This is a genomic window from Larkinella humicola, from assembly GCF_008727875.1.
Taxonomy (GTDB): Bacteria; Bacteroidota; Bacteroidia; order Cytophagales; family Spirosomataceae; genus Larkinella; species Larkinella humicola.
In genome coordinates this window covers 1,405,855-1,429,231 of the sequence record NZ_VTWS01000001.1, presented here as the reverse complement: position 1 = coordinate 1,429,231, position 23,377 = coordinate 1,405,855, and the positions used below count along the sequence as shown (strand labels likewise).

Here is a 23,377-nt window from a genome sequence, read left to right as displayed (position 1 = left end):
AAAAAGAGCGGTTGCCGTTAACACAACACATACTGGATTCCGTTTAGCCCGAAGGGCTTGAGGCTGGATAACCCCGGATGCAGTCCGGGGCAGGCCGTCTACTCCCGGTTTCACACCTCATGAAAAACGAGCGAAAGAAATTTGATTACGATTTGAACTACAAGGAATTGAACCTGCGCGAGCGCCCGGAGTTGTACCGCGTCGGAGTTGGCGAACAGGGCGTTTTGCTCGTAGAACCGTACAAATCGGAAATTCTGCCGCATTGGCGGTTCAAAACCCCGGAAATTGCCCGCGAGTCGTCGGAGAAAATTTACGCGCTGTTTCTGGACTACAAAAAAAATGGTGATTTTGTGGGCATGGACATGGCCCGGAAATTCCTGCAAATGGGCGTGACGCGCTCCCGGCGCTATGCCAACCACCGAACCGGCCAGAAATACGACGGCCCGGTTCCTGACGATAAAAAAGGCCGCAGCGGAAGCCACGGCCGTGATCAGTTACCCCTTGATGTCGATCCAGTCAAAGCCGAAAGTGCCGCCATCTTCCGCGAAAAATACCTTCAGGCCCGCGAAGACCCGGACTACCAGCGAATGCGGAAGGAGTGGCAAAAGAAATATGGGTAATCAAAAATTAAAAGTTAAAAATTAAAAGTAGCTGGACGATGCATAAACGGAACGGGTTGCCCTATTTTTAACTCTTAATTTTTAACTTTTAATTCATTCATTTCCCTTGCGCTTCGACGACCGCGATGGCAACCATGTTGACGATTTCGCGTTCGGAACTGCCCAATTGCAGGACGTGTACCGGTTTGCGAAGGCCGAGCAGAATGGGGCCGATGGCATCGAAACCGGCGGACTCCGTCATGAGGTTGTAGGCAATGTTCGATGCCGACAGGTTCGGGAAAATCAGCGTGTTGGCGCCTTCTTCCACCAGTTTGCTGAACGGATGATTGAGTTTGAGCAGATCGGTATTGAACGCTAAGTGGGCCTGAATCTCCCCATCGACAATCATGTCCGGGTGTTTGCGTTGCAGAATTTCAACGGCCTGGTTCATTTTCTGGGCATCGTCGCCTTTCGCGCTACCGAAGTTGGAATACGAAACCAGGGCAATCCGGGGTTTGATGTTAAACCGTTCGACGGCTTTGGCCGTTAGTTCTGTAATTTCAACCACTTCTTCGACTGTCGGATTGAAGTTAACCGTTGTGTCGGAGAAAAACAGCGGACCGCGTTTGGTGAGCAGAATGTACATTCCGGCCACTTTTTTCACGCCGACTTCTTTTCCAATCACCTGCAAAGCCGGGCGGATCGTGTCGGGGTAGTTGCGCGTCAGACCGGAAATCACAGCATCGGCTTCACCTGCTTCCACCATCATCACCCCGAAATAATTCCGGTAATACATCTGTTTTTTCGCTTCTGTCGCGTTGCTGCCTTTGCGTTTGCGTTTTTCGTAATACAGCTCGCTGAACTTCTGAATCAGCTCGTCCTGCTCCGGAGCGCGCGGGTCCAGAATCGGGACATTGGCTAAATCGAGGTTGTTTTCGGTAATCAAGGCCCGAATCCGATCGACTTCACCCAGCAGGATGGGGAAGGCAATGCCTTCATCGCGAACCTGTTGAGCGGCTTTCAGTACTTTCAGGTTTTCCGCATCGGCAAAAACCACCCGCTTGGGGTCCGACTTCGCCTTGTTGAGAATGACCCGTGAAATCTGGTTGTCCTGACCCAAACGACGCGCCAGTTGCTGTTCGTAGGCATCCCAGTCGGTAATCGGGTGTTTGGCCACACCTGAATCCATCGCAGCCTGGGCCACGGCGGGGGCCACGGTGGTTAGCAGACGCGGATCGACCGGTTTGGGAATGATGTATTTCCGGCCAAACATCAGGTTGGATTCGCCATAGGCGAGGTTGACCAGATCAGGAACGGATTTTTTCGCCAGATCGGCCAGGGCGTGAACGGCGGCCAGTTTCATCGCTTCATTGATTTCCGTGGCCCGAACGTCGAGCGCCCCGCGGAAAATGAACGGGAAGCCCAGCACGTTGTTGACCTGGTTGGGATAATCGGAACGACCGGTCGCCATGATAATATCAGGACGGGCTTCTACTGCTTCGGGATAGGAAATTTCGGGCGTCGGGTTGGCCATCGCGAACACAATCGCGTCTTTGGCCATCGACCTTACCATATCCTGCGTAACGACGTTGCCTTTCGACAACCCGATGAACACGTCAGCACCCTTCATAGCCTCCTGAAGCGTGTACAGATCGCGGGTGGTTACAAACTGGCTTTTGCGTTCGTCGAGGTCGGCGCGATCCGCCCGAATGACACCCTTGCTGTCGCACATGACGAAATTTTCGATTTTCGCCCCCAGTGCGATGTATAGTTTCGAGCAGGAAATAGCCGAGGCTCCGGCCCCGTTCACCACGATTTTAACCTCATCGATCTTTTTGCCGATGATTTCCAATGCGTTCAGGAGGGCGGCCGCCGAGATGATGGCCGTTCCGTGCTGGTCGTCGTGCATCACCGGAATGTTCAGCTCTTTTTTGAGCCGCTCTTCAATCTCGAAACATTCCGGAGCTTTGATATCTTCCAGGTTGACGCCCCCGAATGTGGGTTCCAGGATTTTAACGGTGCGGACAAACTCGTCCACATTTTTAGTATTCAGCTCAATGTCAAAGACATCGATGTCGGCGTAAATCTTGAACAGCAGCCCTTTGCCTTCCATGACGGGTTTGCCGGCTTCCGGGCCAATGTCGCCCAGACCCAAAACCGCACTTCCGTTGCTGATTACGGCCACCAGATTGCCTTTGGCGGTGTATTTATAGACGTCTTCGACGTTTTCGGCGATGGCCAGACAGGGTTCTGCTACGCCCGGGGAGTAGGCCAGGGAAAGGTCACGTTGTGTACTGTACTCTTTGGTTGGAATGACTTCAATTTTGCCCGGACGGCCCTTGGCGTGGTATTCGAGGGCATCTTCCCGGCGGATTTTCTTCTCCATAAACAATAAGGTCAAGTGTGATAGATGGTAGTCGGAAGCGTTGTTGGGGCGCTAAGGTAAGAATAAAACTAAAAAAATGACCCGCTGTATTGGCGGGTCATCGGATATACAGAGAAGGTAGTAAAGTTACGTCAAATCGGATCGGAGAATTTAGAGTTGGACTTTAGAAACCGGGGGCTGGGGCAGCGTGTTCTTGACAAACGTCTGACCATTCAAGTCACCATGTTCCTGCATCATCATCATCTGGACTGGGTTAATTCTCGGCAGCACCTGTTCATATTGAAACCTCCAGAACGACATTGCGGTAATCAGGAGTGAAAGTACCGAAAGCTGAATGATCTGCCAGCGTGATAATTTCAAAGTAGGCCATTTACGGGTTTGGGTTAATTGATTCATTGGCGATAGGGTAAGGTTTAGGGAAAATACGTCGTGTTACGGTCAATACCTTATTTATCGGTTCTTTTTATAGTTGATTCAAAAATAAAAACAATTAATAAATAATGCCAATTTTTCTCTAAAAATTACTAAAAAAAACTTCCAGCCCGTCGGCGAATCAAGGCTGGAAGTTTTTCACTATCAATGTAGGATTTTTTTCGTCCCGCTGCAAATTAGGCGTGGCTCTTTTTACGACTGCGCATCCAGAACCAAAGCAAGGTAAACGCAACGATCAAAATGATCGGAAACGTGGTCATTTTGACCAGCGTGGCTTGCCCGGCGGCCAGTTCCAGGGCATCGCCCGACAGACCGGCTGCTGATTTTTCGGCCCGTTCAGCATCGATCCAGCCTCCGATGATGGTTTGGAAAATGGAAGTCGACAACATCCCGACGCCCCCAACGATGGACATGCCGAGCGCTCCGCTCAACGGAATGTTTTCGGCGACAAAGCCAATCATGGTGGGCCAGAAATAACAGACGCCAATGGCGAAGAAGACTGCCGCAATGTAGGCCGACGTTCCGGTTTGGGTGCTGAACAGGTAGATACCGATCGTGGCAAAAACCGCAGAACCTAACAAGACGCCGGTTTGGTCGAATTTATGAACGATGGGACCCGCAAAAAACCGGCCAATGGCCATCAAACCCGTCACCAGAGCCAGAATCAACATCGGGCTGGCACCGCTTTTGGCCATGATCAAACCGACCCATTGCTGTGGACCAAATTCGGTGATGGCGGTCAAAGCCATGCAGCAGAAGATAAAGATGTACAGGGGCGTCAACATGGCCGCGAAATTTTTGCCGAGTGACGTAACGCCTTCGACGCGGGGTTGCGGGAAAGTTTGGCCGAAATACAGGAATGCGTAAATAACCGTCGGGATCATGATGACCCAGATTTGCGCCTGCCAGGGTTGGCCCGCATCCGTCATGAATTTGGAGATCAAGCTACCCAACACGATTCCGCCCGGAAACCACATGTGGAACCGACTCAGCATTTTGTTCATTTTAGAACCGGTATACATGTCCGCGATCATGGGGTTACAGGCGGCTTCCGTACAACCGTTCCCGAATCCAATGAAGAAGGTAGAGACCAGCAAACCGATGTAGCCGCCGGAATAAATGGTGAGCAGAATCCCCAGGGTGTGGGCAATCACAGCCACCATCATAATAATTTTGGGACCAACGGAGTGGTAAACCAGACCCCCGATGATCATCGAAATGGGGAAGCCAAAAAAGAACATGGAATTGATCACACCGAGTTGGGTGGCTGTCAACCCGAACTCCGTTCCTAACTGGGGCAGAATCCCGGCCCGGATGCTGAAGGAAAAGGCCGTGGTGATAAGCGCAAAGCAACTGGCATTGAAAAGTCGGCTCTGGTTGACAGGCATTGTCGCCGTGAGTGTCGCCATAAGTGTATTGTAGGGGTTTAGTTGAAAAATTTGTGGTTAAAGCTAAGTTTTATTGAATGGAAATATACAAAATTTCCGAAAAATAAGTAAACCTGCTAATTTCCCGGCCAAATTCTTCTGATTTTATATTTTTAGATTTTTAACCGGGGAGTAGTAGGAACTGATTTTCTGAATCTTCCCCGTTTAGAGACCCAAAATATCCGGTCAGAATCAACCAAACTAACCAAACCTTCAGTTCAACAAGAGTATGGCGCACAGAAAAATTCGGATGGGCATGATTGGCGGAAGCCTGGAAGCTTTCATTGGGGCCGTCCACCGCCGGGCCGCTGTTTTCGACGGCGAAATCGAACTGGTCTGCGGGGCATTTAGCTCCAATCCGGAAAAATCAAAAGCCACTGGCTACGCTCTTTACCTGCCCGACGAACGTGTATACGGCAGTTTTGAGGAAATGATTTTGAAAGAAAAGGAATTGCCGGAAGGCGAACGGATGGACTTTGTGTCGATCGTGACCCCAAACCATATGCACTTTCCGCCCGCAAAACTGGCTCTTGAAAACGGTTTTCACGTGGTTTGCGATAAACCGATGACGCTCAACCTGGCAGAAGCCCGGGAACTGGCTCAGATTGTGAAAGAAACCGGCAAACTGTTTTGCCTGACGCACAATTACACCGGCTATCCGATGGTGAAAGAAGCGCGCGAGATGGTGCGGAGCGGCAAACTGGGCAAACTCCGCAAAGTCGTGGTGGAATACCCCCAGGGCTGGCTTTCGAAGCTGGAAGAAGCGACCTCCTACAAACAGGCTATCTGGCGGACCGACCCGGCCCAGTCGGGCGCGGCTGGTTGTATGGGCGACATCGGTACGCACGCGGAGAACCTGGCGGAATACATTACCGGTCTGAAAATCACTGAATTGTGTGCCGACCTGACGATCTTCGTAGAGGGTCGGAAGCTGGACGACGACGGTAACGTACTGCTGCGGTTTGAAGACGGTGTCAAAGGCGTTTTGCACGCCAGCCAGATTGCCAACGGCGAAGAAAATGCGCTAAACATCCGGATTTATGGCGAACTCGGTGGCCTGGAATGGCGACAGATGGAGCCTAACACACTGATTTACAAAACGCAGGAAGGGCAACGGGTTTTCCGCCCGGCTGTTGGCGAGTTGTCGGCAGCTGCGAAAGCGCACATCCGGGTTCCGTCCGGCCACCCCGAGGGCTTTTTCGAAGCGTTTGCCAATCTGTACCGCAATTTTGCCGTCACACTCCGGAGCGTGATGGAAGGCAAGGAACCCGACCCAATCTACGCCGATTTCCCCTCCGCCGAAGACGGCATCCGTGGGCTGGCCTTCATCGAAACCGTGCTCCAATCGAACCTGTCCAATGAAAAGTGGACGAAATTTGTGGAATAAAAGGTTGTTTCGCGGAGTTGAGCGGAGGAAAGGAGAGTTAAGCGGAGTTTTTTCTTTCACATTTTACTCTGCTTAACTCTCCTTTCCTCCGCTCAACTCCGCGAAACAACCTCCCTTTCTTAAACCAAAAAACGTACTTTATATCTCAAAAATGGAAAAAATTAAAGTTGGTGTAGTTGGTACGGGCTTCATTGGTCCGGCTCACATTGAAGCCCTGCGTCGGCTTCCGAACGTCGAAGTAGCCGCGCTTTGCGAAGTCACCGCCGAACTGGCCAAACAGAAAGCTGACGCGCTGGGGATTGCCCGTTCCTACACCTTTGACGAATTGCTGAAACAGGACGACATCCAGTGTATTCACATCTGTACGCCCAACTTCCTGCACTATTCGCAATCGAAAGCCGCCCTGGAAGCAGGGAAACACGTGGTTTGCGAAAAACCGCTGGCCAAAGATTTGAAAGAAGCTGAGGAACTGGTGGAACTGGCGGCTAAAACTGGCCTGGTGAATGCCGTTCACTTCAACTTGCGGTATTATCCGCTGGCCCGTCAGATGCGGGTGATGCGGGAAAAAGGTGATCTGGGCGAGGTGTATTCGATCATAGGGTCGTATTTGCAGGACTGGCTGTTTTACGAAACGGATTACAACTGGCGGCTCGAACCCGATAAGTCGGGCGACTCGCGGGCCATTGCCGACATCGGCTCCCACCTGATGGACATTCTGGAATACATCACCGGACTGAAAACCGTGGCCGTGCTGGCCGATTTCAATACCATTCACAAAACCCGGAAGAAACCGCTCAAAGCCGTGGAAACGTATTCGGGGAAGATGCTGCAACCGGAAGATTACGCCGATGTCCCCATCAATACCGAAGACCACGCCAACGTGTTGCTGCGGTTCGATAACGGTAACAAGGGGGTTATTACGGTTTCGCAGGTCTCGGCGGGTCGCAAAAACCAGATGAAACTGGAGATTGCTGGTTCGAAAAAAACGTTTGCCTGGAACTCCGAAGCGCCGAACGAAATGTGGATCGGAAACCGCGACGGCTACAACGAAAGCCTGATGCGCGACCCGTCGCTGATGTATTCCGAAGCACGCTCGGTGATTTCGTTCCCCGGCGGTCACAACGAAGGTTTTCCCGACACCTCGAAGCAGATGTTCAAGGAAGTCTACGAAGCCGTTGCGGCTGGCAAACAGCCTGAAAACCCAACCTACCCCACCTTCGCCGATGGCTACCGCGAACTGCTGATCTGCGAGAAGATTCTGGAATCGAACAAGAAACAGGCGTGGGTAACCATTGAGTGAATGTGCGAATGAGTGATTGAGTGAAAAACCGTCCCGCCAGAACATGGAGCCGATTCGGATTGATAAAGGCGAATTTGCAGATAGTGTAGAAAAACGCCTGAAGGGATTCATGTTACGATGTGTTCAGGTTTTTCGCTCATTGCCTAATTCGTTTGAAGCACAACATTTTGGGAAACAACTTCTACGAAGTTCATCTTCGTCAGCCGCCAATTATCGGGCGGTGCGAAGAGCCCGAAGTCAAAATGAGTTTTTCGCTAAAATCAGCATTGTTGTTGAAGAATTAGACGAATCGCTCTTTTGGCTTGAAACTTTAATTGATACCGAAATTGTAACAGAAATCCGGTTAAGTGATTTGCTAAGTGAAGGAGTTCAACTAGTGAAGATGCTTTCCAAATCCAGGAACAGTGTCAAAAAATAACGAATATTCTTCGCTCAATCACTCAATCACTAACTCACTCAATTATCATGAAAACCATCAAAGGACCCGCCGTCTTTCTGGCGCAGTTTCTGGGTGATGCCGCCCCGTTTAATTCACTGGATTCCATTGCTCAGTACATGGCGGATCTGGGTTACAAAGGCATCCAGCTACCGACCTGGGACCCCCGGGTGATTGACTTGAAAAAAGCCGCCGAAAGCACCACCTATTGCGATGAGCTGAAGGGCAAACTGAACGACATCGGCGTGGAAATTACCGAACTGTCCACCCACTTGCAGGGGCAACTGGTGGCCGTTCATCCGGCCTATGCATCGATGTTCGACGGTTTTGGTCCGGCCGAACTGGCGGGCAAACCGAAAGAACAGCAGGCGTGGGCGGTGCAGCAACTGAAGTGGGCGGCCAAAGCCAGCCAGAACCTCGGTCTGACCTCGCACGTGACCTTTTCGGGCGCACTGCTGTGGCCGTACATGTATCCGTGGCCGCAACGTCCGCAGGGTCTGGTAACCACGGCTTTTCAGGAATTGGGAAACCGCTGGAAGCCCATTCTGGATGCGTTCGATGAGTCCGGCGTGAACGTTGGCTACGAATTGCACCCCGGTGAAGACCTGCACGACGGCGTGACGTTCGAGACGTTTCTTGACTATGTCGATGGTCACCCGCGCGCCGGGATCAACTATGACCCGAGCCACTTTTTGCTGCAGCAACTGGATTACCTGCAATTCATCGACTTCTACCACGACCGGATTTTTGCCTTCCACGTCAAGGATGCCGAGTTCAATCCGACGGGGAAACAGGGCGTTTACAGCGGCTACCAGGGCTGGGTTGAACGCGCCGGACGGTTCCGCTCGCTGGGCGACGGGCAGGTCGACTTCTCCGGGATTTTCAGCAAGCTGTCGCAATATGACTACGACGGCTGGGCGGTTCTGGAGTGGGAGTGTGCCATCAAGCACCCTGAGCAGGGCGCGGCTGAAGGCGCACCGTTTATCGAAAGTCACATCATCCGCGTCACCGAACGGGCCTTCGACGACTTCGCCGGAACGGGCGCTGACGAGGAATTTAACAAGAAATTACTGGGCTTGTAAAGTCTGGTTTGAAACCGCTCCGAAACCTGTAAGGTCTTTTTTGACCTTGCAGGTTTTTTTTATCGTCATCTCAGAATGGCGGTTAATGGCCCTGCCGGAACGAAACGGATGCGAAGTTTTCAAAACCGGACCCGGCTTTTGGCAGTTTAAAGGACAGGAATCACCGTTTGTCATAAACCGAACGGATTGATCCGCCACCACACTACTTTTCGGTGGAAATCGTACTTTAAACGCTCAAAAACAATGGCAGGTCAAGGATCGGGCGGCAACGTGCTGGCTGCTCTCTGTAGTTTCTTCATTCCCGGTTTAGGTCAGTTGCTGCAAGGGCGGTTGCTGATGGCAATCATTCAGTTTGTGCTGGCCGGTGTCCTCTGGTTTTTTCTGCTCGGCTGGCTGATTCACTTGTGGTCGATTATTGATGCGGCCCGGTTTAAGGGGAGTTGAGGGCTTGCAGTTATCGCATTGAGTTGATGGTTTTTCGGATTTCACTCACAATACCGGAATAGACCTCATCTTTATCTGAACTGGAAGAAATCCAGGGCAATCGGCTTTGGTGATCCCGTTGTCCGCCCTGAAAACGCATCATGTCAAAGTCAGTTGTATCACAGGGACGGGTAAAAATGGGGATGACAACAATACCGTCTTTTTGTTCCAGCCGTTTTCGCAGAATCCCCAGTTCCTGTTCCCAGATGTAATCGGAGTGTAGAAAATCCGCACTGATCATAAGTAGAGCAATATCGGCTAATTCAAGTTGCTCTTTAATTTTATCATTCCATTCTTCACCCGCTTTTATTTCCCGATCATACCACGTTTCGATCCGTCCGGAACGTTTGAGCATGGCCATGTGTACATCCAGTTCCTTGCGGTATACTTCGTCTTTGTGCGAATAGGAAAAGAAAATCCGGAGTTTCCGGTTGTCGTCTTTTGAAAGCAGATTGATAGCCATAAAATTTAGCGGGATTCGTTTTCTGGTTTCGACGCAGGTACCGAAGTAGTTTTTCGCTTCGATATTCTGCATGGTTTCGACCACATCGATGAAGTAAGGCCGGTTGGTCGAAAGATACACGACGGTTTTCAGGTCTTTCGCGTCCCGGTTTCTGCGGGTCAGATGGGATAGAAACTGTTTTTCGTCCAGTTCTTCGGCTTCCAGTCCGGTTTTTCGTTTCATGCCCGGTTTTTTCGGTGTTTCGGCTTCGGGCTGGGACGGTTGGAAATCAAAAACAAAATAATCGAATATTTCCCGAGCAACTTCACTGCGGCCTTTGCCGTCTTCGATGTGTACCATCAACTGCCGGAGTTCATCCAGGTAATAGACCAACACCTGCAACGTATCCTGTTGCCGCTGTTCGGGTGTTTTACCGGGGTGCTGCCGGTTGGTCTCATATCCAAACAATAAACCGTATTTCCAGTAGCCGGTGTTGTCTTTGGCGTATTTTCCGTAAGCGGCAATGAACTGAAAAATCCGGCCTTCGTGAATGAAATCCGGAAACTGGAGACTGAACGTAAACGGCAATAATTCGAGCAAAACCTGCTTGAAACTATGTTTGTATTCGGGTAGAAACTGTGGGATGATGTAATACTGATTCGTTGGGTCGTCGTGTTCATCCCGGTGGGGTTGCTCAAAAATCAGCCGGAATTCGTCCATCAACGCAAAAAAGACATCGGTTTTTTCTTTCCGGTGTACCTTCTGGATTTCTTTTCGGCTGATTTTTCCGGTTTGCTGTTGCGGATAGGATTTGTCACGAACCAACTGAAAAATCCATTCAGATAACCGGGGCGGGTTCGCAAAAACATAGTTCTTTAACAGCGGACGGTCTCTGAAATACAGAATTGTTCCGGTAAATTCTAGGAAGTTGAGCAGCCCCTCGAATGCCGGTTCGTCAAAATTAGCTGCGTATTTTTTCTGGAAGGCAGTTTTTTCCTGGTAAATGGCATCCAACGGTTCTGTTTCCAATCGCTCCGCGACGTTCACCCATTTTTCGGAAATCTCGCCAAATGAGTCGGCGTGCAACCGCATCCGGTGGTGCAGTTCGTTCAAAAAATACGTTTCGCGGGCACCCGGCTTTGGGAGTTGCCGGACATCGATGGCAAACACATCCGACCAGCCAAGCCCGTACCGTTGCAGCCGCTCACTGGCGGGATAAGCCACCTCGTCGGGCTGACCGTCGCCGGGATTTTTTTGACTGTATTGTTCGCTTTTCGTTACCCAGCAGTTTTGCAGCAGCAGGAGTGGCGACTCCGGCGCAAAGGCCCGGGCCGTACCGAGCCAGTAACCGTAGTCGGAGGGCTGTACGTGACCGTTACGCCAGACCACCAGGTAAAAGTCGGAGCGACGTAGGAATAGGTAATGGAAACCGTGGTGGTAGGATTGCCCGCCAAAATCCCAGACTTTGGCCCGGTAGTCGCTGGCGGGTATCGCATACGCCAACTGATTTGTTCCGTGGGTTGGCAGGTCATCCTCATTAAAGGTCTGGTCTTTCAGAAAATTCAGCAACTGCGTTTTCCCGATCCGGCCCGTGCCCAGGATATTGACCTTTAAACGCCGGTTTTTAACCAGTGTATCGGTTTGTTTACTTCGCAGGTAACCAATAATTCCTTTTACGTCCGAAAAATCACTCAATGAAATGCCTTGAATCGGGTTGTCATCCAGGTTCAGTATTTCCATTCTTTCCAACTGCTTCGGACTTAAGCCTTTGATTTCACTGATCTGATTCGAGTCGAGGGACAATACCGTCAGGTTAGTGAGTGTATCGAGGCCTTTGATTTCACTGATCTGATTCGAGGAGAGGGACAATACCGTCAGGTTGGTAAGTGTATCGAGGCCTTTGATTTCACTGATCTGATTTGAGGAGAGGTACAATCGAGTCAGGTTGGTGAGTGTATCAAGGCCTTTGATTTCATTGATTTGATTCGAGTAGAGGTACAATTCCGTCAGTTTGATGAGTGTATCGAAGCCTTTGATTTCACTGATCTGATTCGAATAGATGTACAATTCCGTCAGGTTGGTGAGTGTATCGAAGCCTTTAATTTCACTGATCTGATTCGAGTCGAGGGACAATTCCGTCAGGTTGGTGAGTGTATCGAGGCCTTTAATTTCACTGATCTGATTCGAGGAGAGGGACATTTCCGTCAGGTTAGTGAGTGTATCGAGGCCTTTGATTTCACTGATCTGATTCGAGGAGATGGACAATCGAGTCAGGTTGGTGAGTGTATCGAGGCCTTTGATTTCACTGATCTGATTCGAGTCGAGGGACAATACCGTCAACCAGTTCAAATCGGAAACTTCTGCCGGAATTTCCTTTAACTTCAGTAAACTTAGATTCAGGCGGGTTGCCCGATTCTGTTTGCATTTATTAATGCGTTGTAGAGCTTCGGGCGGAGTCATAAAAAGGAGAGACCGTAAACGTTATAAGCCAATCCCTTCTTCCCTTAACAACTCAGCCAGATTCAACACACAATTATCTAAAACCGGTGCATTAACATCCCAATTGTGGGTAATCCAGTCGCCAGTGCGATTGGCAATGAACATCTTTTGGGGCTGGGTGGTAATCCAGATTACGCGTTCAACACCAAAGTCGAGAAGCCGCTCGGTTTTTGCGTAAATGTAGCTCTGTTCACGGGCCGAAAAATTCTCCAGATCAATCTGTACATCAACTTCAATGGCAACTTTAGGCGGTACATCGAAATATTTATTTGTCAGAATGAGCCCTTCTTTTTCAAAAATGGCTACATCATTCGAAAAATTACTCCCATGATCGACATGAAGGCCGGATTCATTTGAAACGACTAAATATCTTTTTCGATTGATCGTACGACCTATAAACATGACAATAGCAGTCACAATGGCCGCTTGCAACGAACTGCTTCCCATAATCTCGGCGGCTGTTTTCTTGCCTGACAAAACTTCCTTGTAGCCTTTGTAATACAGAGGCTTTCCGTTGAGTGTTTCGTAAACCAGATAGGAGGGAACGCGTTTTCGGCGTTTGGGCTCCTCAAAGACAATGGGTATTGCCATGCGCTTATTCATCCAATGAAATCAATACTACGTATTTTAATCGGCACTTTCAAGCCAGATGGGCTCTACCGCCGACCTAAATACACATTGAGCGACATCTGAACACTGGATTGAAACCAGCCCGCATCGGTGAGTTTGCCCACCTTCCCGACGCCTTCAAGCGCCAACCGCCGGGAAAGCGTCATTTCCAGACCCAGCCCCGCATTCAATTTGGCGCTGGAATACCGCGTTGGCGAACCGGGGGTTTCGAAGTCAATGTCCCAATCCCAGCCCTGGAACCGACCGTAGGATACGCCACCCAGTGCAAAACCGCTCAGGAGTGAGCCATTCCAGAGGTAATACCGGGCAAATAAACCGCCTTCCAGACGGGTCGATAAAAAATTGTGCAGTTCTCCCTCAGCCCCAATCCACCACCGGTTGGCGGCAAAATAACCGACTTTGGCGGTAGTGCCCAAAACCGTAATGCCTGCGCCGGTTAGCCAACTTCCATTGCCGTGTTGAGCAATGACATCCGCTTTCCATTCCGGTTTTTTTGCGCCGACAAATTCCTGAAGTAGCTGCGCCTGGCAGCTAAAGCTAAAAAGACACCCTGCCAATAGAAAGAAAAGATGTTTCATGATTGTTCTGTGAGGAATATAAACCTACTTATTCCCGTTCCTATTTCCAAGAACTCGTTATATTTGCCAGACCATAACGATCGTTCATGCGCCACGGGTTGATCCTGTTTCTTATTGCATTCACGCTTCCGGCTGCTGCCCAGAAAATTCGGGTGGCGGTGGCAGCCAACGCGCAGTTTGTCATGGAAAAACTGAAAGCCGGTTTTGAAAAGAAAACCGGTCTGGCCGTCGAATCCATCGTCAACTCGTCGGGAAAGCTCACGGCCCAGATTCAGAATGGCGCACCGTTCGACGTCTTTCTGTCGGCCGATCTTCACTATCCCGAGCTGGTTTTTCGGGCCGGACTGGCGCAGGCGAAACCGAAAACGTATGCCTATGGCTTGCTGGTGCTGTGGACGCGGGCCGACATCGATCCCGCCCAAGGGCTGGCCGTCCTGGCCGACAAACGGATTACGAAGATTGCCATTGCCAACCCCAAAACCGCTCCCTATGGCTCCGTGGCCGTAAACACGCTAACCCAGCAAAATCTGTTGACAGGCTTACAACCCAAAATTGTCTACGGCGAAAGCATTTCACAGGTCAACCAATACCTGGTTTCGGGCGCGGTCGATGCGGGGTTCACGGCAAAATCGGTCGTGTTGGAACCCTCCTTGCAGGGCAAAGTCCGCTGGGCCGATGTGGAAGGAGCCGAACCCATTGCGCAGGGCGTAGTTTTACTCAAGAAGGCCACCGCCGGTTCGCAGAAATTCTATGACTATTTATTTTCGACGGAAGCACGGGCTATTTTCCAGCAATACGGTTACCAACTGCCATCCCGCCCATGACCGATTTCGACTGGCAACCCCTGCTGCTTACGTTTCGACTGGCCACCACCACGACGCTTTTGTTGCTGCTGGTCGGGATTCCGCTGGCGGGTTGGCTGGCATTCACCCGCTTCCGGTTCAAACCGGTGATCGAAGCTGTCATCAGTTTACCGCTCGTTCTGCCGCCGTCGGTCCTTGGTTTTTACTTCTTGCTCGCTTTTAGTCCAACCGGTTTTCTGGGCGAACAATTGCTTGCCTGGTTCGACCTGCGGTTGTTGTTTACGTTTGAAGGGCTGGTGGTGGCGTCCATTTTTTACAGTTTGCCGTTTATGGTTCACCCTGTACAGGCCGGTTTGGAAAATCTGCCGGCGTCGTTGCGGGAAGCGTCGTATACGCTTGGGAAATCCCGCCGGGAAACCTTCTTCCGTGTCTTGCTTCCCAACATCAAACCGTCGCTGCTGACTGGCCTGGTGCTTTCCTTCGCGCACACCATCGGTGAATTTGGCCTGGTGCTGATGATCGGTGGCAATCTGCCCGGGCAAACCCGCGTGGCCTCCGTGGCGATTTACGATGAAGTCGAGTTGCTGCACTACGGAGCGGCCAATGCCTACGCCTTGTTGCTGCTGGTCATCTCCTTCGGTATTTTGCTGACGGTTTACGCGATTAACAAAAGATGGGTGATATTCTGATGCCGATGCTCCATCTCCGGGCCCGGATGAATTTGTTGTTTGCCAGCGGCCCGGCCCCGCTCGAGGTCGATTTTAAGCTGACAGCCGGAAGCCTGACCGGTCTGTGTGGCCCTTCGGGTTCGGGAAAAACGACCCTCCTCCGGATTCTGGCAGGCCTGACGGTGCCGGATAGCGGCATGATGCGGGTAGGTGACCGGATTTGGCTCGATACGGCACAAAAGATTCAGGTGCCAACGCAACAGCGGAAAGTCGGCATGGTGTTTCAGGATGCTGCGCTCTTTCCCAACATGACTGTCCGACAAAACGTCGAGTTTGCAGCCGAAAGCCGTCGGGATTCGTTGGTCGATGAGTTATTGGCACTGGTTGATTTAGAAAATCTGGCCGACCGGAAACCGGCCACGCTGTCGGGTGGACAGCGGCAGCGGGTGGCCTTGATCCGGGCATTGGCGCGTCGGCCCGAAGTATTGTTACTGGATGAACCCTTCTCGGCCCTTGATTACGAAACCCGGGAGCAATTGCTTGGTGAACTGGTTCGACTGCACCGGCAATTCGGAACGACAACGGTCCTGGTCAGCCATCACCAGGAAGAAATTCAACGGGTCGCCGACAACATTCTGGAATTGAAACAGGGAAAGGTAACGAATTTTGGAAGTCCTTATACCGCAGAAAAAGAATCGCTCAATCCTGTAACGGGTATCGTAAACGAAGTGAATGTCCGGGAGACCACAACGCAACTTCAGATTCGGCTAACGAGCCCCATTATCACAGTGAATGTGCCTTCAGATACAAAGGAATGGCATATTGGTGAAGCCATTGCCGTATCCATCGATCCCCAAACGCTGACCCGAAAGGCCGACTGAGAAAAGTTGAAGAGTCCTGAAAAGAAAAATCCCCGAAATGTACGGGGATCTTTGCTACCATTTTTCTCTGTCCTACCTACCTTACCCCGCTAAGGGTAAGGCTCAAAAAAAGATCAGTATAACCATTCCATGCAGCCGTCTTGGCGAACCAAAAACGAGAAGAAGGAACCTCTATACCGGACTTTCCGGTTGATCACTTATTTGCAAGCGAAATTTTATATATCATTGAATCCTAAAATCTGTCAACAATTTACAGGATTGCTTACAACCCGAAATTGAATGAATGACATACGACGGATATGGATGAATTATCGAAACCAAGAACACCGCAAACATCAGTGTTGTCACTAGCTCGAAAAGAGCAGTATGCAGAGAGATTCTTTAAATTCATACACGTTGAGCATTCAATCAATGCCTAAAAGTACTGGTTATGTCTGATAAATGCAAGACAAATCTAGTTTATAATGCGTAAAATAGCTCCGTTTAATACCTTTTTAATGATCATTTCTTTATCCAACGGGACCGTCTGATCCGGTTATAGTGTATATATAAGTCTGATTATTCATTTTCCAAGAATTCATTTATGACGCTACAAACGATCGAAACCGGTTTTTTTAAATTAGATGGTGGGGCGATGTTCGGGGTTGTGCCGAAATCACTCTGGAACAAGTCCAACCCGGCCGACGACCGTAACCTTTGCACCTGGGCGATGCGCTGTTTGCTGGTGGAAGAAGGCAATCGGCTGCTGCTGGTCGACACAGGCCTGGGCGACAAGCAGGATGCCCGGTTTTTCAGTCACTATGAGCCGCATGGGGAAGCGTCCCTGCTGAAATCCATTCGGCAGGCGGGGTATTCTGAAAAAGACATTACGGATGTGTTGCTGACTCACCTCCACTTCGATCACGTGGGTGGAGCGGTTTCCCGGTTCTCCGACCGGCTCGTTCCTACTTTTCCATCCGCCGTCTACTGGAGTCACAGCGCGCACTGGAACTGGGCTACGAACCCGAATCCACGCGAAAAAGCGTCTTTTCTAAAGGAGAATATCGAACCGTTGCAGCAGAGCGGGCAGTTGCACTTTGTCGATCAGGGCGGTTTTTCCTTCCCAAATGTCGAGCTGGTGCAGGTCGATGGTCATACGGAAAAAATGACGTTGCCGGTTTTTCAGATCGGCAACCGGAAAGTGGCTTATGTTGCCGACCTGATTCCGTCGTCGGCCCACGTCCCCTTGCCCTGGATCATGAGTTATGACGTCCGCCCGCTGTTGACGATGGAAGAAAAAACGCGTTTGCTAAAGCAGGCGGCCGAAGAAAACTGGATTTTGGTGTTCGAACACGATCCGGTTGTTGAAGCCGCCACCGTCGAAGCCACTGAGAAAGGCATCCGAATCCGGGAGAAAGGAGAGTTGGCCGCGTTATTGGAATGAACCGGAACGAGATTTTATATGTAACATCCCGTAGCAAAACCAGCATACGCTTCGTTACCTGAAAGAGGAAGTTCAGTTTGGTTTTCCGCAATTTTTCGAATTTGAACGTCATTAATACGTCTACTAATTCTTTATTCTTTCGCTTTTGCCCCGTTCCCCTAAAGAACGGGCAAAAGTGAAGTCATCGTCGTAAAAAAATGAAAATTGGCTTGGTGCTTTCCGGAGGAGGGGCGCGGGGAATTGCGCACCTGGGGGTTTTAAAGGGCTTACAGGAAGAAGGGTTTGTGTTCGATCAGATTGCGGGAACGAGTGCGGGGGCCATTGCCGGTGCTTTATTCGCCAATGGCTATACGCCCGACGAAATCCTGAAAATTATCGAGACAACGCCCTTTTATCGCCACGTTCGACCCGCGTTTACCCGGCTGGGGCTGTTGCGGCTCGACAAAGCGGAGGAATTATACCGGAAATATCTACCGCATGATAGCTTTGAAAGTCTGCATATCCCGATGCATGTGGTGGCGACGGACCTGACCGAAGGCGTTCTGACGGTTTTCAATACCGGCGAACTCGTCCGACCCATTCTGGCTTCCTGCTGTTTGCCCGGTATTTTCGAGCCTTACCTGATCAACAAACGCCAATACGTCGACGGGGCGGTTTTGAACAACATGCCCGTTGAAGTGATCGAAGACAAAGTCGATTTCATCGTCGGGATTCATTGCAACCCGTTCGCAACCCAGAAACCGATTACATCCGTCAAAGGCGTTTTGGAGCGCAGTCTCATTCTAGCCGTCCGCAGCAAAACCCGGGAGCGGCTGGCCAAATGCCACTTGCTGATCGAACCGCCCGAATTGAGCCGCTACGATGTTTTTGACTGGCGTCGCGCCCGGGATCTTTTCCGGATTGGCTATCAATACACCCAGACGATCAAACCCCAGTTGATCAGGACGCTGGAGTCGGCATTCATTTCAGATACGATCTCGCCCAATTCAAACAATAAAACCCCCGGTTGAGCCAATTGAGTCTGGGAAGACGCATCGGGAAGTCGTAGTTTTCATCAGAAAACAGCTTTCCATGCCCCGTAATGTTGAAACGTGTTCTGATTGTTGCGCTTCTTTTTGCTTCCGGTAGCCTGACGGCTCAGCCTCCACAATTCGGTGGGGTGACGGGTCTGGTACACGATTCGGGGGGCAGTCCGCTGGAGTTGGTGACCTTGCTGTTGCTGAAAGCGACCGACTCGACCCTGGTGAAAGGGACGGTGAGTAATCAGCAGGGCGTGTATGAATTTGAGACCATTCCTGCCGGGACTTATCTGGTGGCGACCTCACTGGTAGGGTTTCAGAAAACCTATTCCCGTGTCTTTACAGTAGGCGAGAACCAGTGGAACAGCCAACTGCCGTCGTTGGTGGTTCGTGAAGAAACCCGGCAATTGTCTCAGGTGACGGTGAAAGCTCAAAAACCGTTCATCGAGCAGCAACTTGACAAAACGGTTCTCAACGTTGAGAACAGCCTTGTGGCCACGGGTGGAACCGCCCTCGAAGTGCTGGAAAAAGCGCCCGGCGTGGTGGTGGATGGGCAGTCGGACCGAATTAGTCTGAAAGGCCGTGACCAGACGCTGGTGATGATCGACGGCAAGCCTACCTATCTGTCGGCGGCCCAGGTGATGGATTTGCTCCGGAACACGCCCAGCAATACCATCGAAGCCATTGAACTCATCCCGAATCCGCCCGCCCGCTACGATGCAGCCGGCAATGCCGGTATCATCAACATCCGTCTGAAACGCAACCGGTCGGCCCAACGGCTCAACGGCAATCTGACTGCCGGATTGGGTCAGGGTCGGTTTTTGAAATACAATACGGGTCTGACACTCAATGCCCGAACGGGCCCATGGAGTTGGTTTGGTACCTACGCATTCGATCAGCGCGACTACTGGTCGGTGGCCAACATCGACCGGCGGCTGGCACCGGATGGCGAGCCACTATTGATCCGGCAGGAAACCTACCGACCCATTCAAAACACCAGCCACTCGTTTCGGTTTGGTGCTGATTTTGCGCCCAACCGCCATTCGACCATCGGTTTGCTGCTGAACGGCATGAACGTTGGCAACCGCTCGCAGGGTGGAACCACCAGTGTGCTGTACAAAGCCGGCGTTCTGACCTCTACCGAGGAAACCGGGAACGACAACCAACGCACCATCGACCGGCTGGCGGCCAACCTGAATTACCGCCATCGGTTCGACACCACGAGCCGGGGTGGCAAGGGACGCGAATTGCGGCTGGATGTCGATTATTCCGATGCCTCGTTTCGGCCGCTGGAACAGTTTGAAAACCGCTACCTGAACCCGCAGGGCGTCGAAACCGGTCCCCGGGATTTTCAGCGACTCCATACCGTATCGAAAGCTCTGATCCAAGCCGCCAAAGCCGATTATGTGCATCCCATCGACCGGCGGACCACCGTGGAAGGCGGCTGGAAAAGCAGTTTTGTGACGCTCAAAAATGATTTGCAGTTTGAGACCAAACGCGCGGAGGCAGGACAAACCATACCCTGGCAGCTCGACACCAGCCGCACAAACCAATTTGAATACCGCGAAACGATTCACGCCGGGTATCTGACGGGCCGCCGAAACTGGGCGAACTGGACGCTGCAAGTGGGTCTTCGGCTGGAACAGACCCGAACCGAAGCCTATTCCGTAACGGCCCATCCTACCGTAAAGCGGTCGTATCTGAACCTGTTTCCGAATGTATCGCTGACCCGCCAGGTGGGCAAAAACCACCAGTTCCAGTATACCTTCAGCCGCCGGATCGACCGGCCGGATTACCAGTTTCTGAACCCCTTCATCCGGATTTATAGTCCGTATATGTACCAGCAGGGCAACCCGTACCTGAAACCTCAATATACCGACGCTTTCCAGCTCGGTTATAGCTACAAGGACGAAACGACGGTGAGTGTGAGTTATGCAAAGACCCGGGACGTCATAGCCGACATCAACGAACAGAATGATATCACCGGCGTCACGCGGGTTACGCTCGTTAATCTGGCGAAACAGAGGGTTTTGGGGCTGAATCTGAGTTCGCCTGTGCGATTTGCCCGTTGGTGGTCGGCCCGCAATACCGCTAATCTGTCGTACAGTTCCTACCAATCCGGGGTGGGCGGAACACCACTGAACACGACCTGGACGTCGGCCAATCTGACCAGCCACCATACGTTCGTTTTTCCGCAGGGCCTGTCGGCTGAACTGGCGGCTTCTTATAATTCGCCGTACGTCTACAGCCAGAACAAAATGCGGGCATATGGTCAGGTGAGCGTCGGCTTTCAGAAAAGTTTGTGGCAGAAAAAAGCCGTTCTGCGTTTCAACTGGGGCGATCTGTTTCAGACGCAGCGCTATCGGGGAACGCTGCAGTTCCAGCAAATGGATTTCCGCTTTGCATCCTACGCCGAAACCCGCGTCGCCCGCCTGACGTTCACCTACCATTTTGGAAACCGGGAATTAAAAGGAGCCGGGAACCGCCGGACGGTTTCTGAGGAGGAACAACGCCGGATGAATTAACCCGTACCTATACGAATCCCAATGACAAACTTCATCAATAAACTTTTGCAGCAGGCCAGCATCCCGATTACCAGCCGCCAGTTCTGGCGTTATTCGCTGGTTTTCTGGGGTGTTCTGGCCATCTTCTCGTACATCCAGAGCACGCTGGTTTGGATGTTGGGCAGTAAATCGAAAATGTACATCGCCGAATCGGTTGAATGGTTCATTACGTATCTGATGTGGCTCGGGTTCACGCCCTTGATTCTGAAAGCCGCACAGCGTTTCCCGATCCGGCTGCTGGAACGCAAAGGAGCCTGGATCAAGTCGGTGGCCATTCACGTGCTCATTGCCTCCGGTTTTTCGTTGCTGGTTTCCAGTGTTGCGTATCTGCTTGTTTCGCCCTTGTATGCCTACGAAATCGGGAAGCCGATTGGTCCCGAAAATATTCCCTTCTGGTTTTTCTGGTCGTATTCACTGCGTGTTACCAACTACCTGCTGGTTGTCGTCGGGTACAGCATTATTTCCTACACCCATCGCTACCAGGCATTGAAAGAACAGAATCTAACGTATGAATTGAACAATGAGCAACTGAAGACACAACTGGCGGGTGCCCAGCTTCAGGCGCTCAAGATGCAGTTAAATCCCCATTTTCTGTTTAATACGCACCACGCCATTGTGAGTCTGATGCTGCAAAACGACACGCGGAAGGCCATCGACATGGTTACTACCCTGAGCGATCTGCTGCGGGGCGTGCTGGCGCATCAGGAGTCCAATTTTCTGACGCTTCGACAGGAACTCACGCTGACCCAGCAGTATCTGGCGATTCAGCAAATCCGGTTTCAGGATCGGCTCCGGATCGAATATGACATTGACCCGGCCACCGAAAACTGCCCGGTTCCGCAGTTACTGCTGCAGCCGCTGGTCGAGAATGCCGTGACACACGGTATTTCGGGGCTGACCACCGACGCCCTGATTCGCATCAGCACCCGTAGGTACCCCGGCGAAATCCAGATTTCGATTTTTGACAACGGGCTGGGCCATCGCCGGAAGGGGCGGGCGGGGGGCGGTCTCGGCCTGAACAACACCCGCCTGCGCCTGCGTCAGGCCTACGGTGATGCGGCTCATTTTACCATCGAACAACCGCAGGGTGGCAGCACCATCGTGACGCTTTTATTTCCCAGCGAACCCAATTTGCTCCCCAACTCTACGCATGAAAACCTATCGCTCGCTCATCATTGACGATGAAATGCTGGCCCGGAGTGTCATTCGCACCTTTTTGCGGGCCGATCCGTCGGTTACGGTTCTGGGCGAAGCAGGCAACGGCACCGAAGCCGTCATCAAAATTCTTCAACACCGCCCCGATCTGATTTTTCTGGATATTCAAATGCCCGAACTCGACGGGTTTGAGGTGCTGAAAGAAATCTGGCCCCACCACCAGCCGTTTGTGGTGTTTACTACCGCCTACGATCAGTATGCTTTGCGGGCTTTTGAGGTCAACGCCATTGATTATCTGCTGAAACCGTTCAATGAAGTGCGCTTTCACCAGGCGTTGGGGCGGGTGCAGGAGCGGCTTTCGCAACGGACCCAGCCCCGAATCGAAGCCCTGGTGAGTCAGTTGATGAGCGAACAGGCTGCGCAACCCAGCGGGGCTTATCTGCGCCGGATTCTGGTGAAAGAAACCGGCCGGATGTATCTGGTGAAGGCCGACGACATTAGTTACCTGGACGCCGACGGCAATTACATTACCCTGCACACGGCCCAGGAGCGCCATACAATTTACGACAGTTTGACGAGCCTGGAGACGCGGCTTGATCCGACCGATTTTGTGCGAATCAACCGCTCCTACATCGTCAACCTCAATTACATCGCGGAGGTCGAAACCTATTTCAACGGGGAGTACATCGTCAAACTAAAAACCGGTCAGCAACTGAAGTGGACGCGAAATTACCGCGACAACCTGAAAGCGTTTTACTCCAAATCGGCCTGATGCAACGGCGCTCAGGCTACTCAAACTTCCTGATTTGCCTCCGAATAGCCGAAATAACCCTGATTGCCGCCAGCCAAAATTGAGAAACCATTGAATGCCGATGGTTGAGGATCGGGTGTTATCACTGACTGACAAACTGGTTACAACGAGAAGGGTATTCTACCTGGTAACCGCTTTTTAATATAACTTAATAAGACATTTGATTTATTTAATAGGATTAAAACTGAAGCCCATAAGAAGGTTCTGATGGTGGGAATCACCCATTTGAAAATTTGTCCAGCGCAAACACCAAACCGTTACCCTGCCGTAGTAGGGGGGGTAAGAAAATTGAAGCGTGTTAATACTTATTTGGTTATCAATGAATTATCGGGTTGTTTCTGAGTAGAAGAAGCTTTCCGGCTTTTTAATGAT

20 protein-coding genes are annotated in these 23,377 nt (G+C 51.3%); 14 read left to right on the top strand and 6 right to left on the bottom strand.

The annotated features are described in order from the left end of the window. Window positions 1-119 precede the first annotated feature (119 nt). Entirely contained in the window at window positions 120-620 is a 501-nt protein-coding gene (locus tag F0P93_RS06175) for a DUF4385 domain-containing protein (protein WP_150875467.1), read from the top strand. 97 nt (window positions 621-717) lie between these two features. On the opposite strand, the gene F0P93_RS06170 is transcribed toward F0P93_RS06175, so the two are convergent. From F0P93_RS06170 to F0P93_RS06160, 3 genes are all read right to left on the bottom strand, one after another. Then, window positions 718-2,985, bottom strand: coding sequence for an NADP-dependent malic enzyme (locus F0P93_RS06170; protein WP_150875466.1), 2,268 nt, complete (start codon window positions 2,983-2,985; stop codon window positions 718-720). 150 nt (window positions 2,986-3,135) lie between these two features. Beyond that, complete coding sequence (locus F0P93_RS06165; RefSeq protein ID WP_150875465.1) at window positions 3,136-3,381, bottom strand: hypothetical protein; 246 nt, start codon at window positions 3,379-3,381, stop codon at window positions 3,136-3,138. A gap of 212 nt (window positions 3,382-3,593) precedes the next feature. Beyond that, window positions 3,594-4,826, bottom strand: coding sequence for an MFS transporter (locus F0P93_RS06160; protein ID WP_225309382.1), 1,233 nt, complete (start codon window positions 4,824-4,826; stop codon window positions 3,594-3,596). A gap of 268 nt (window positions 4,827-5,094) precedes the next feature. On the opposite strand from F0P93_RS06160, the gene F0P93_RS06155 reads away from it, so the two are divergent. The 5 genes from F0P93_RS06155 to F0P93_RS06135 all read left to right on the top strand — a co-directional run bounded on the left by F0P93_RS06155 (window position 5,095) and on the right by F0P93_RS06135 (window position 9,493). Beyond that, window positions 5,095-6,231: a Gfo/Idh/MocA family protein gene (locus F0P93_RS06155; protein ID WP_150875865.1), complete on the top strand. Its 1,137-nt coding sequence runs from the start codon at window positions 5,095-5,097 to the stop codon at window positions 6,229-6,231. A gap of 151 nt (window positions 6,232-6,382) precedes the next feature. Next, window positions 6,383-7,531, top strand: a complete 1,149-nt coding sequence (locus F0P93_RS06150; protein ID WP_150875464.1) for a Gfo/Idh/MocA family protein — start codon at window positions 6,383-6,385, stop codon at window positions 7,529-7,531. Between the two features lie 43 nt (window positions 7,532-7,574). Further along, window positions 7,575-7,949 (top strand): four helix bundle protein, encoded by a 375-nt coding sequence (locus tag F0P93_RS06145; RefSeq protein ID WP_138990740.1) that lies wholly within the window; start codon window positions 7,575-7,577, stop codon window positions 7,947-7,949. A gap of 47 nt (window positions 7,950-7,996) precedes the next feature. Continuing rightward, a complete protein-coding gene (locus tag F0P93_RS06140) occupies window positions 7,997-9,049 on the top strand; it encodes a sugar phosphate isomerase/epimerase family protein (RefSeq protein WP_150875463.1) in 1,053 nt (350 codons plus the stop codon). A 243-nt stretch (window positions 9,050-9,292) separates the two neighbouring features. Then, entirely contained in the window at window positions 9,293-9,493 is a 201-nt protein-coding gene (locus F0P93_RS06135; protein WP_114406982.1) for a hypothetical protein, read from the top strand. A gap of 10 nt (window positions 9,494-9,503) precedes the next feature. On the opposite strand, the gene F0P93_RS06130 is transcribed toward F0P93_RS06135, so the two are convergent. From F0P93_RS06130 to F0P93_RS06120, 3 genes are all read right to left on the bottom strand, one after another. After that, window positions 9,504-12,434: a leucine-rich repeat domain-containing protein gene (locus F0P93_RS06130; RefSeq protein WP_150875462.1), complete on the bottom strand. Its 2,931-nt coding sequence runs from the start codon at window positions 12,432-12,434 to the stop codon at window positions 9,504-9,506. Window positions 12,435-12,455: 21 nt separating this feature from the next. Further along, complete coding sequence (locus F0P93_RS06125; protein WP_150875461.1) at window positions 12,456-13,064, bottom strand: Uma2 family endonuclease; 609 nt, start codon at window positions 13,062-13,064, stop codon at window positions 12,456-12,458. 65 nt (window positions 13,065-13,129) lie between these two features. Continuing rightward, complete coding sequence (locus F0P93_RS06120) at window positions 13,130-13,681, bottom strand: hypothetical protein (protein WP_150875460.1); 552 nt, start codon at window positions 13,679-13,681, stop codon at window positions 13,130-13,132. Between the two features lie 86 nt (window positions 13,682-13,767). Here F0P93_RS06120 and modA point away from each other — a divergent pair, with 86 nt between their 5' ends. The 8 genes from modA (at window position 13,768) to F0P93_RS06080 (ending at window position 22,966) form a co-directional block, all read left to right on the top strand. Next, window positions 13,768-14,505 (top strand): molybdate ABC transporter substrate-binding protein, encoded by a 738-nt coding sequence (gene modA / locus F0P93_RS06115; RefSeq protein ID WP_150875459.1) that lies wholly within the window; start codon window positions 13,768-13,770, stop codon window positions 14,503-14,505. After that, entirely contained in the window at window positions 14,502-15,173 is a 672-nt protein-coding gene (gene modB / locus F0P93_RS06110; RefSeq protein ID WP_150875458.1) for a molybdate ABC transporter permease subunit, read from the top strand. The genes modA and modB overlap by 4 nt, the downstream gene beginning before the upstream one ends. Before the next feature lie 5 nt (window positions 15,174-15,178). Continuing rightward, complete coding sequence (locus F0P93_RS06105; RefSeq protein ID WP_191908739.1) at window positions 15,179-16,033, top strand: sulfate/molybdate ABC transporter ATP-binding protein; 855 nt, start codon at window positions 15,179-15,181, stop codon at window positions 16,031-16,033. Window positions 16,034-16,616: 583 nt separating this feature from the next. Next, window positions 16,617-17,456 carry an MBL fold metallo-hydrolase gene (locus F0P93_RS06100; RefSeq protein WP_150875456.1) on the top strand — a complete coding sequence of 280 codons (840 nt, stop codon included), beginning with the start codon at window positions 16,617-16,619 and terminating at the stop codon, window positions 17,454-17,456. 197 nt (window positions 17,457-17,653) lie between these two features. Then, entirely contained in the window at window positions 17,654-18,466 is an 813-nt protein-coding gene (locus F0P93_RS06095; RefSeq protein WP_150875455.1) for a patatin-like phospholipase family protein, read from the top strand. Between the two features lie 71 nt (window positions 18,467-18,537). Then, entirely contained in the window at window positions 18,538-21,000 is a 2,463-nt protein-coding gene (locus F0P93_RS06090) for a TonB-dependent receptor (protein ID WP_150875454.1), read from the top strand. A 21-nt stretch (window positions 21,001-21,021) separates the two neighbouring features. Continuing rightward, window positions 21,022-22,218 (top strand): sensor histidine kinase, encoded by a 1,197-nt coding sequence (locus tag F0P93_RS06085; protein WP_150875453.1) that lies wholly within the window; start codon window positions 21,022-21,024, stop codon window positions 22,216-22,218. Next, entirely contained in the window at window positions 22,190-22,966 is a 777-nt protein-coding gene (locus F0P93_RS06080; RefSeq protein WP_150875452.1) for a LytR/AlgR family response regulator transcription factor, read from the top strand. Before F0P93_RS06085 ends, F0P93_RS06080 begins: the two co-directional genes overlap by 29 nt. The last annotated feature ends 411 nt before the right edge of the window (window positions 22,967-23,377 follow it).

What these genes read in the sequence shown, in the direction of transcription:
- F0P93_RS06175 (WP_150875467.1), top strand. Translation starts at nt 120, where the DNA reads ATGAAAAACGAGCGAAAGAAATTTGATTACGATTTGAACTACAAGGAA.
- F0P93_RS06170 (WP_150875466.1), bottom strand. Translation starts at nt 2,985, where the DNA reads ATGGAGAAGAAAATCCGCCGGGAAGATGCCCTCGAATACCACGCCAAG.
- F0P93_RS06165 (WP_150875465.1), bottom strand. Translation starts at nt 3,381, where the DNA reads ATGAATCAATTAACCCAAACCCGTAAATGGCCTACTTTGAAATTATCA.
- F0P93_RS06160 (WP_225309382.1), bottom strand. Translation starts at nt 4,826, where the DNA reads ATGGCGACACTCACGGCGACAATGCCTGTCAACCAGAGCCGACTTTTC.
- F0P93_RS06155 (WP_150875865.1), top strand. Translation starts at nt 5,095, where the DNA reads ATGGGCATGATTGGCGGAAGCCTGGAAGCTTTCATTGGGGCCGTCCAC.
- F0P93_RS06150 (WP_150875464.1), top strand. Translation starts at nt 6,383, where the DNA reads ATGGAAAAAATTAAAGTTGGTGTAGTTGGTACGGGCTTCATTGGTCCG.
- F0P93_RS06145 (WP_138990740.1), top strand. Translation starts at nt 7,575, where the DNA reads ATGGAGCCGATTCGGATTGATAAAGGCGAATTTGCAGATAGTGTAGAA.
- F0P93_RS06140 (WP_150875463.1), top strand. Translation starts at nt 7,997, where the DNA reads ATGAAAACCATCAAAGGACCCGCCGTCTTTCTGGCGCAGTTTCTGGGT.
- F0P93_RS06135 (WP_114406982.1), top strand. Translation starts at nt 9,293, where the DNA reads ATGGCAGGTCAAGGATCGGGCGGCAACGTGCTGGCTGCTCTCTGTAGT.
- F0P93_RS06130 (WP_150875462.1), bottom strand. Translation starts at nt 12,434, where the DNA reads ATGACTCCGCCCGAAGCTCTACAACGCATTAATAAATGCAAACAGAAT.
- F0P93_RS06125 (WP_150875461.1), bottom strand. Translation starts at nt 13,064, where the DNA reads ATGGCAATACCCATTGTCTTTGAGGAGCCCAAACGCCGAAAACGCGTT.
- F0P93_RS06120 (WP_150875460.1), bottom strand. Translation starts at nt 13,681, where the DNA reads ATGAAACATCTTTTCTTTCTATTGGCAGGGTGTCTTTTTAGCTTTAGC.
- modA (WP_150875459.1), top strand. Translation starts at nt 13,768, where the DNA reads ATGCGCCACGGGTTGATCCTGTTTCTTATTGCATTCACGCTTCCGGCT.
- modB (WP_150875458.1), top strand. Translation starts at nt 14,502, where the DNA reads ATGACCGATTTCGACTGGCAACCCCTGCTGCTTACGTTTCGACTGGCC.
- F0P93_RS06105 (WP_191908739.1), top strand. Translation starts at nt 15,179, where the DNA reads ATGCTCCATCTCCGGGCCCGGATGAATTTGTTGTTTGCCAGCGGCCCG.
- F0P93_RS06100 (WP_150875456.1), top strand. Translation starts at nt 16,617, where the DNA reads ATGACGCTACAAACGATCGAAACCGGTTTTTTTAAATTAGATGGTGGG.
- F0P93_RS06095 (WP_150875455.1), top strand. Translation starts at nt 17,654, where the DNA reads ATGAAAATTGGCTTGGTGCTTTCCGGAGGAGGGGCGCGGGGAATTGCG.
- F0P93_RS06090 (WP_150875454.1), top strand. Translation starts at nt 18,538, where the DNA reads ATGTTGAAACGTGTTCTGATTGTTGCGCTTCTTTTTGCTTCCGGTAGC.
- F0P93_RS06085 (WP_150875453.1), top strand. Translation starts at nt 21,022, where the DNA reads ATGACAAACTTCATCAATAAACTTTTGCAGCAGGCCAGCATCCCGATT.
- F0P93_RS06080 (WP_150875452.1), top strand. Translation starts at nt 22,190, where the DNA reads ATGAAAACCTATCGCTCGCTCATCATTGACGATGAAATGCTGGCCCGG.